We start from the raw sequence: 701 nt of genomic DNA on the forward strand, positions 1-701 counted from the left end.
GCTTCATGGTCGCGCGCTGCGGACCATGGGTGCCGGCGATCACGGTCAGCGAGGCCAGCTTGATGCGATCGTGCGAGGCCGCCATCTCGGCATCGACCAGCGCCTCGGTGCGGGCAAACCCCTTGTCGCCCACCGTCGTTGCGGCGGCGACGCGCAAGCGCCCGGCAGCATCCTTGGTAGCGTTGGGATAGGTGACAGCTTTCTCGATATCCTTGACGGTGATCAGGCCAACGCAGCGATATTGCTCGTCCACCACCAACAGCTTCTCGATCCGGCGCTGATGGAGCAGACGGCGCGCCTCTTCCTTGCCGACGCCGGTCGAGACGGTCGCGAGATTCTCGTGGGTCATCAGCTCCGACACCGGCTGATGCGGGTTTTCGGCAAAGCGCACGTCGCGATTGGTAAGGATGCCGACGAGTTTGCCATCGGCCTCGACCACGGGGATACCGCTGATGCGGTTGCGCACCATCAAAGCCTGCGCCTCGGCGAGCGTCGCACCGGGCGCGATCGTGATCGGGTTGACGACCATGCCGCTTTCGAAGCGCTTGACCGCTCGCACTGCGGCGACTTGTTCGTCAATCTCGAGATTGCGATGCAGCACACCGATGCCGCCCAATTGCGCCATCACAATCGCCATGTCCGCCTCGGTCACGGTGTCCATTGCAGACGACAGGATCGGGATATCGAGCGCGATACCCTTG

General features: G+C 63.6%; 1 protein-coding gene. It reads right to left on the reverse strand.

Features of this window, described 5'->3' with window-relative positions:
* A partial coding sequence (locus tag AACY49_RS29790; protein WP_339527772.1) for an IMP dehydrogenase occupies positions 1–701 on the reverse strand: 701 nt, incomplete at both ends.

Source organism: Pseudomonas sp. EL_65y_Pfl2_R96 (assembly GCF_963970905.1).
Lineage (GTDB): Bacteria > Pseudomonadota > Gammaproteobacteria > Pseudomonadales > Pseudomonadaceae > Aquipseudomonas.